The following is a 7,446-nucleotide window of genomic DNA, read 5'->3' as shown; positions in this document are numbered from 1 at the left end:
CTAAGTTTTGCCACCTAAAATGTTCTTGTCTTCTGTATAGTTTTGAGGGTGCAACAAACACCTTCACAAATCCAGTGGCGATAGCTGAGTGGATCCACCTGTTCCCATACCGAACACAGTCGTTAAGCACTCATACGTCGAAAGTACTTGGTTGGAGACGACCTGGGAGGATAGAAAGCTGCTGGTTTCATTCCTCGATAGCTCAGTCGGTAGAGCGCCTGACTGTTAATCAGGTTGTCGCAGGTTCGATCCCTGCTCGAGGAGCCATTTTACCCCTGGGGTAATTGGGGTATAGCCAAGTCGGTTAAGGCACGGGACTTTGACTCCCGCATCGTTGGTTCGAGTCCAGCTACCCCAGCCAGTATGGTTCACTAGCTCAGTTGGTAGAGCACCTGACTTTTAATCAGGTTGTCCCGGGTTCGACCCCCGGGTGAGCCACCACGGTGGCTTATCTAGTGACTGGCTTGACCATCTCACATCATGACTCACTAGCTCAATTGGTAGAGCATCTGACTCTTAATCAGCAGGTTCGGGGTTCGAGTCCCCGGTGGGTCACCATCTTGTTGATTTCACCTTTGGGTGTTTCATATTTTCCCTTCCTGGGGATAAGGCTTGTAGCGGGCGATTAGCTCAGCTGGGAGAGCGCCTGCCTTACAAGCAGGATGTCAGCAGTTCGATCCTGTTATCGCCCACCAATGTGGCCCGGTAGTTTAGTTGGTTAGAATGCCGCCCTGTCACGGCGGAGGTCAGGGGTTCAAGTCCCCTTCGGGTCGCCATTTATGCCTCGGTAGCTCAGTTGGCAGAGCAGGGGACTGAAAATCCCCGTGTCGGCGGTTCGATTCCGTCCTGAGGCACCACTTCTATTGCTGGTGTAGCTCAATAGGCAGAGCAGCTGACTTGTAATCAGCAGGTTGGGAGTTCGATTCTTCTCGCCAGCTCCACTTGGCTTAGATGCGGGTGTAGCTCAATGGTAGAGCTCCAGCCTTCCAAGCTGATCACGTGGGTTCGATTCCCATCACCCGCTCCATTTTTGTATGCCGGGGTGGCGAAACTGGCAGACGCAGGGGACTTAAAATCCCCCGGTTGGTGACAACCATACCGGTTCGATTCCGGTCCTCGGCACCATCTGATTTCCATGTCGCCAAAAACTCAACATGCGGTCGTGGCGGAATGGCAGACGCGCTAGCTTCAGGCGCTAGTGATGGCAACATCGTGGAGGTTCAAGTCCTCTCGACCGCACCATATCCTCTTTTCAAACTTCATATCTCATCATGCGGTTGTGGCGGAACTGGCAGACGCGCTATCTTGAGGGGGTAGTGTTCACAAGACGTATGGGTTCAAGTCCCATCAACCGCACCATTTGAATTCAGGGCTCAGCGTTTGCTGGGCTTTTTTATTGCAGAAAGGGGAACGACCATGCTGCAGTCGGAGAAGGTCAAGAAAGCAATCGAGGCGGTGGAAGCATGCTGCGGCAAGTGCGAGATCTGTTCACCGGACTGTCCCGTCTTTGTGGCAAAACGGGCGCTCTCGACGTTACTTGCTGATTTGGAAGAATATGAAGCCTCGCTGAGCGAAGACGTTCCTTGAAACCCTTGTCACGGGAAGCAAAATATTATATTATAAAAGATGACTGACGAGAAGTATCCCTTGGAAGGGGTTTGATATATGTTTGGCATGTCAATGGATATCGGGATTGATTTAGGAACGGCGAACGTGCTCGTTTTTGTCAAGGGCAAAGGCGTCGTCCTGCGCGAACCTTCGGTCGTGGCGATGGATCGCGATTCGGGACGCATCCTGGCGATCGGCGAGGAGGCGCGCCGCATGATCGGGCGCACGCCCGGCAATATCGCAGCGATTCGGCCGCTTCGATCGGGCGTCATTGCCGACTATGACATGACGGAGCGCATGATCCGCTTCTTTATAGAGAAGGTCACGGGTAAAAGCTTTGTCTTTCGTCCGCGCATCATGATCTGTATCCCGTCAGGTGTCACGACCGTCGAGCAGCGCGCCGTGCAGGAAGCGGCGGAGCAGGCGGGCGCACGCTATTCGCAGCTCATTGAGGAACCGCTGGCCGCGGCTTTGGGCGCAGGACTCAATATCGAGGAGCCGAACGGCTCGATGGTCGTTGATATCGGCGGCGGCACGACGGATGTTGCCGTCATCAGCCTTGGCGGCATCGTGAACAGCGCGAGCCTGCGCATCGCAGGCGATACTTTTGACGAGGCGATCATCGCTTACATCAAGCGCGAGTACAATATGCTGATTGGTGAACGCACGGCAGAGGAAATCAAGATCAATGTTGGCGCGGCCTTTTCCGGTGCGCGCGACTCTTCAATGGAGGTGCGCGGGCGTGACCTTCTGTCGGGTTTGCCGAAAACGATCACGGTGACATCAAAGAATGTGGCGGAAGCGCTTGAGGCTCCCGTAACGGGCATCGTACAGTGCGTGAAAAAGGTGCTTGAGGAGACACCACCGGAACTTGCGGCGGACATCATGGATCGAGGCATTGTCATGACGGGCGGCGGTGCACTGCTCTATGGACTCGATGAACTCCTGCGCCATGAGACTGGAATTGCCGCTGCTCTGGCTGAGGACCCGATGTCGTGCGTGGCCTTCGGCACGGGCAAGGCGCTCGAGTATATCGGCATGGCGGCAGAGCGAGTGAAGTTCTTGTCAAAATAAAGCCTTTTGCCCTCTTATGATTTGAGAGAAAATGCCGATAAAAAGTATAAGGAATTTTGCAATTTGCAAGTATACATCTGCTATGTTGCGGATGATGACAAGGAGGCTTTTCCATGCTGCGTGGCTTGTACGTCGCGGCGTCCGGCATGATTACCGAGACGAACCGTACGGATGTGATTGCCAACAACCTCGCGAATGCGGCCTCGTCCGGATACAAGAGGGACGAGGCGATCAATCAGGAGTTTGCACCTATACTGCTGAAGCGCATCAATGATAACCAGGACGATGAGGTCACGTCTTTTCGTGGCTTCCGGTTGGAGCAGGGACCGCCGCGTGTCGGCAATCTCGGACTTGGCGCCTATACGGCGGAGATCGCTACCGACCATGTGCAGGGCAGTATGAAGACGACGGGCAACATGCTCGATCTCGCTGTATCGGGTGAGGGGTATTTCGCCATTCAGACGCCCCAGGGCGTGCGTTACACGCGCGATGGCAGTTTCTATCGGCAAGCAAACGGCGCGCTCGTGACGGCACGAGGACAAGCCGTTCTGAATGCACAGAATCGCCCGATCATGCTGCCCGACAGTGCAAATATCGCGATCGGCGCCAAGGGCGAGATTATGGATGGTCGGAGGCGTATCGACACCTTGCAATTCGTGCAGTTTGATGATCGCCGGGCTGTCTTGAAGCAAGGAGACAACCTCTATCGTCCGCAGCAGGGCGCACAGCCGCAGGCGGCAACGGGTGACATTCAGCAGGGCATGCTCGAAAATTCCAATGTCAATATTGCGAGTGAGATGGTCAGTTTGATCAACAATTACCGCATCTATGAAGCGGGATCGCGTGCTCTGGTGACGCAGGACTCGATGACAGACAAGACGGTCAACGAGGTCGGCCGAACGAGCTGATGATGTAAAGAATCCTAGGGATAGGGATTTGTCATTTTTTCGGATTTAACGCAGATGGGGGATTTTGCATTATGATGAGAGCACTTTGGTCCGCAGCTTCAGGCATGAAGGCGCAGCAGGACAATATGGACGTCGTCGCACACAACATTGCGAATGTTAACACCTTCGGTTCGAAGAAGGTGCGTGCGGAATTCCAGGATCTCGTTTACCAGAATCTGCGCGCTGCGGGGGCACAGAGCGGCGCCGATTCCCAGTATCCGACGGGGCTTGCCATCGGTCTCGGCACGCGCACGGCGGCAACGCAGCGCATCTTCACGCAGGGCAATCTGCAGTCCTCGGGCAATCCGACCGATGTCGCCATTCAGGGTGAAGGCTTTTTCCGCATTGAGATGCCGGACGGAACGATCGCCTACACGCGCGACGGCTCTTTCAAGCTCGATCAGAACCGCCGCCTTGTGACGACGGATGGTTACCCTTTGGCGGACGGCATCACACTTGATGCCAATGCACCGAGTGATACCATCGTGATTGCGGGCGATGGTCAGGTTTCGTGCACGCCGGCGGGCGGCAACGTGACAGCGGTTGGACAGATTACGCTGTCGCGCTTTGTGAACCCTGCAGGCCTCTTTGCGATCGGCAAGAACCTGTTTAAGGAGACGGATGCTTCGGGCAACGCGATTGACTCCAACCCTGGAGAAGAAGGCGCGGGAACACTCACGCAGGGCGTTGTCGAGATGTCGAACATCCAGATCGTCGAGGAAATGGTCAATATGATCGTGGCGCAGCGTGCCTACGAATCGAATTCCAAGGCGATCACGACGTCGGACTCGATGCTTGAGATTGCGAACTCCCTCAAGCGTTGATGAAGGGATAAAACATGAAGGCTAAGGCGGCGACAGCACTCTTCTTGGTGTGCGTCGCCCTTTTCCTCACTTCGGCGGGGATGGTGGAAGCGTCGCGCTTTTCTCAGACCGTCAGTGCCGCTGAGTTCGAGCGCATGACGGACGAGAAGATGGAGGCGCTCTTTAGGGACAAGGGCGAAACGCGCCGTCGCGAGGTGGCTCTTGTGAAACCGCCGCGTGACATGAAATTGCCAGCAGGCGAGGTTTCGTTCTCGGTAGAAGCTCCTCTGGGGCTTCTGTATGACCGCCGAACGCCGATTTACGTTTCTGTGCTCTTGGATGGCAGACCGTATCGCCGGGCACTTTCTTATTATACCGTCCGCGTTTACGATACGGTTCTCGTCGCTTCGCGAAATCTCTTTCCTGAGCAGGTATTGTCGGAAGCGGATCTGCGATTCGAGGAACGTGAAGTGACGCGCGTGCGCGGACGCTGCTTGAAAGAAAAGGGCGAGGCGCTTGGGCATGTCGTATCGCGCATGGTTCGGGAGGGCACGGTGCTTTCGGAGGATCTCCTGCGACAGCCGGTCGTGATGGAATCGGGTGCGGCGGTGACGATTGTTTCGCATTACAATGGCATCGAAGTACGTGTTTCAGGCGTCGCGCTCACACGAGGTCGCGTGGGGCAGAAGATCCGCGTGCGCAATGCGGCTTCTCGCAAGGTGATGCTCGCGCGGGTGTTGGACGCATCCACAGTCGAGATTGGGTCTTGAGAAGGGGACATTATGAGAAATAGCAAGAAATGGCAGTCCTTTATGCTCGCCAGCATTTTCGGCGGGGCGCTCTTCTTCGCTCCTACGGCCTTTGCGCAGTCTCTGTGGGCGGATGCTGCGGAAGGTACGTCCTACGGTGTCTTTGCCGACCGTAAGGCGCATAATGTGGGCGATACGCTGACGATTGTGATCAGCGAGAAGACGACGACGACGCAGACGAAATCGCGCAAGAATGGTAAGTCAGCTTCGACGACGCTCAATGCGGGCACAGGCATCTTTGATTTTTTGACTTCGGCTTCGGCGGGCGGCTCAGATTCGTGGAAGGCGGACGGCTCTGCCAAGGATTCGAGTAATTTCTCGGGCAATATCGCGGTGACGGTTGTCGAGGTACAGCCGAATGGCAATATGGTCGTCGAGGGTACGCAGTCCATCTGGCAGAATAAGGACGAACACAAGATCACATTGCGCGGCATCGTGCGACGCGATGATGTGACGTATGAAAATACGGTTCCGTCGACGAAGGTGGCGGACGCCACCGTGCGCTTCGATGGCAAGGGGCCACTGAACGCGAAGCAGCGCCAGGGCATCCTCACGCAGATTCTCAACATTCTATTCTAGGTGAATGGGCTTTTGGAGGAATGTTCGACTTTCCTTGGCTTTGAGGAGGCAGTTTTATGAAGAAGATCCTTGCGTGCTTTGCCGCACTTTTCCTCGTCGTCATGATGAGCGCGACGGTTTTTGCAGAGTCGTCAGTGACGCGCATCAAGGATATTGCGAAGGTGCAGGGCGTGCGCTCGAACCAACTCATGGGCTACGGCCTCGTCGTTGGTCTCAATGGCACGGGCGATTCGAACAAAACGCTCGAAACCTTGCAGTCCGTGACGAACATGTTGCGCGAGTACGGCGTGACGATCAACAAGGCGGACTTGAAGACGAAGAACGTCGCGGCCGTCATGGTTACGGCGACGTTGCCGCCCTTCGTGCGCGAAGGCGATAATATCGATATCACCGTATCCTCGATGGGCGATGCGAAGAGCCTCGCTGGCGGCACTCTGCTGCAGACGCCATTGCGTGCGGCGAACGGCACGGTCTACGCCGTCGGGCAAGGTCCTGTGGCTACGGGCGGGTTTTCCGCAGGCTCGGGCGGCGGTTCGCAGCAGAAGAACTTCCCGACTGTCGGCACGACGCCAGGCGGCGCCATCGTGGAGCGCAGTGTCGAGGATGATGACATCGGCGCGAACGGTACGATCGCGCTCTCTTTGAACAAGGCGGACTTCACGACGGCGGCGCGTGTCGCGCAGGCAATCAACTCACAGTACGGTGGCATTGCGCGCGCAGCGAATCCCGGGCGCATCGACATCTCCGTGCCCGCCTACTACCGCGGCAATATCGTCACTTTCGTTGCGAGTCTTGAGGATCTTCCCGTCATGCCGGATTCCGTTGCCAAGGTCGTCGTCAACGAGCGCACGGGCACGATCGTCATGGGCGGCAACATTGCCGTCGATGAGATCGCCATCACGCAGGGCGGCATTTCGATCAGCATCACGAAGGATCTCACCGTCGATCAACCGCCGCCGTTCAGCCCAGGTACGACGGTCGTTGCAGATAACACGGACGTCAAGGCGAAGGAGCAGAAGGCAAGTTCTATCGTGCTGCCCGCGACAGCGAACGTCGGCGACGTCGTCGGCGCATTGAATTCGGTCGGTGCGACGGCGCAGAACATCATTTCCATCCTGCAGGCGATGAAGGCCTCGGGGGCGCTCCATGCGGAGCTGGAAATCATTTGACGAGGTGAGACGGTATGCAGATTTTTGACGCTTTACATGCGGATGCGCTCCATGGACAGGGAGCGGCGAACAGCTCTTTGGAACAGGCGAAGGAGCGCGCGGACAGCGCGCAGTTTTCGGACAAGCTGAAGGAGGCGCAGAAGTCGCTCTCTCCCGAAAAGGGGCAGAAAGCACAGACTTCTGCCGAGGAAGCGGCGGCGAACAAGAAACTCATGGATGCCTGCAAGGGCTTTGAGTCGATGTTCCTCGACATCATGTACCGGCAGATGCGCCAGACTGTGCCGAAGGACACGCTCTTCGGGCACGACAACACGGATGACATCCTGGAGTCCATGCGCGATACGGCCATGGTGGAAAAGATGTCGGAAGCGGGCGGCATCGGCCTCGCCAAGACACTCTACGAGCAGCTGCAGCGCGAGGCGCATGCGATCAAGGTGGACGCATAAGGATTTGGGAA

The 7,446-nt window shown here is 56.4% G+C and carries 8 protein-coding genes, 12 tRNA genes and 1 rRNA gene; all 21 read left to right on the top strand.

Going from position 1 to position 7,446, the window contains the following annotated elements; genetic code table 11:
- The first annotated feature begins 70 nt into the window (after positions 1 to 70).
- A 5S ribosomal RNA gene (rrf, locus tag HMPREF1153_RS10435) occupies positions 71 to 187 on the top strand.
- Positions 188 to 191: 4 nt separating this feature from the next.
- A tRNA-Asn gene (locus tag HMPREF1153_RS10430) sits at positions 192 to 267 on the top strand.
- 18 nt (positions 268 to 285) lie between these two features.
- Positions 286 to 361: transfer RNA gene (locus HMPREF1153_RS10425), tRNA-Gln, on the top strand.
- Between the two features lie 4 nt (positions 362 to 365).
- A tRNA-Lys gene (locus HMPREF1153_RS10420) sits at positions 366 to 441 on the top strand.
- Positions 442 to 482: 41 nt separating this feature from the next.
- Positions 483 to 558: transfer RNA gene (locus HMPREF1153_RS10415), tRNA-Lys, on the top strand.
- A gap of 61 nt (positions 559 to 619) precedes the next feature.
- A tRNA-Val gene (locus HMPREF1153_RS10410) sits at positions 620 to 695 on the top strand.
- A gap of 4 nt (positions 696 to 699) precedes the next feature.
- Positions 700 to 776, top strand: a tRNA-Asp gene (locus tag HMPREF1153_RS10405).
- A gap of 5 nt (positions 777 to 781) precedes the next feature.
- Positions 782 to 857 (top strand) — tRNA-Phe (locus HMPREF1153_RS10400).
- An 8-nt stretch (positions 858 to 865) separates the two neighbouring features.
- Positions 866 to 941, top strand: a tRNA-Thr gene (locus HMPREF1153_RS10395).
- 12 nt (positions 942 to 953) lie between these two features.
- Positions 954 to 1,027, top strand: a tRNA-Gly gene (locus HMPREF1153_RS10390).
- Positions 1,028 to 1,036: 9 nt separating this feature from the next.
- A tRNA-Leu gene (locus HMPREF1153_RS10385) sits at positions 1,037 to 1,125 on the top strand.
- A gap of 31 nt (positions 1,126 to 1,156) precedes the next feature.
- A tRNA-Leu gene (locus HMPREF1153_RS10380) sits at positions 1,157 to 1,242 on the top strand.
- A gap of 31 nt (positions 1,243 to 1,273) precedes the next feature.
- Positions 1,274 to 1,359 (top strand) — tRNA-Leu (locus tag HMPREF1153_RS10375).
- Positions 1,360 to 1,416: 57 nt separating this feature from the next.
- Positions 1,417 to 1,587 (top strand): hypothetical protein, encoded by a 171-nt coding sequence (locus tag HMPREF1153_RS12975; RefSeq protein WP_009646902.1) that lies wholly within the window; start codon positions 1,417 to 1,419, stop codon positions 1,585 to 1,587.
- A 78-nt stretch (positions 1,588 to 1,665) separates the two neighbouring features.
- Positions 1,666 to 2,682, top strand: coding sequence for a rod shape-determining protein (locus HMPREF1153_RS10365; protein WP_009646894.1), 1,017 nt, complete (start codon positions 1,666 to 1,668; stop codon positions 2,680 to 2,682).
- A gap of 113 nt (positions 2,683 to 2,795) precedes the next feature.
- Positions 2,796 to 3,590, top strand: coding sequence for a flagellar hook-basal body protein (locus HMPREF1153_RS10360; protein WP_009646891.1), 795 nt, complete (start codon positions 2,796 to 2,798; stop codon positions 3,588 to 3,590).
- Between the two features lie 71 nt (positions 3,591 to 3,661).
- Complete coding sequence (gene flgG / locus HMPREF1153_RS10355) at positions 3,662 to 4,453, top strand: flagellar basal-body rod protein FlgG (RefSeq protein ID WP_009646882.1); 792 nt, start codon at positions 3,662 to 3,664, stop codon at positions 4,451 to 4,453.
- A gap of 14 nt (positions 4,454 to 4,467) precedes the next feature.
- Positions 4,468 to 5,202 (top strand): flagellar basal body P-ring formation chaperone FlgA, encoded by a 735-nt coding sequence (flgA, locus tag HMPREF1153_RS10350; protein ID WP_009646887.1) that lies wholly within the window; start codon positions 4,468 to 4,470, stop codon positions 5,200 to 5,202.
- 12 nt (positions 5,203 to 5,214) lie between these two features.
- Positions 5,215 to 5,820 (top strand): flagellar basal body L-ring protein FlgH, encoded by a 606-nt coding sequence (locus HMPREF1153_RS10345; protein WP_009646903.1) that lies wholly within the window; start codon positions 5,215 to 5,217, stop codon positions 5,818 to 5,820.
- A gap of 56 nt (positions 5,821 to 5,876) precedes the next feature.
- Positions 5,877 to 6,989, top strand: coding sequence for a flagellar basal body P-ring protein FlgI (locus tag HMPREF1153_RS10340; protein ID WP_009646900.1), 1,113 nt, complete (start codon positions 5,877 to 5,879; stop codon positions 6,987 to 6,989).
- Between the two features lie 14 nt (positions 6,990 to 7,003).
- Positions 7,004 to 7,435 carry a rod-binding protein gene (locus HMPREF1153_RS10335; RefSeq protein ID WP_009646886.1) on the top strand — a complete coding sequence of 144 codons (432 nt, stop codon included), beginning with the start codon at positions 7,004 to 7,006 and terminating at the stop codon, positions 7,433 to 7,435.
- Positions 7,436 to 7,446 lie beyond the last annotated feature (11 nt).

The sequence above is a fragment of the Selenomonas sp. CM52 genome (genome assembly GCF_000292955.1).
GTDB lineage: Bacteria > Bacillota > Negativicutes > Selenomonadales > Selenomonadaceae > Selenomonas.
The sequence above is the reverse complement of the archived record's forward strand: the minus strand, read 5'-3'. Positions and strand labels throughout refer to the sequence as shown.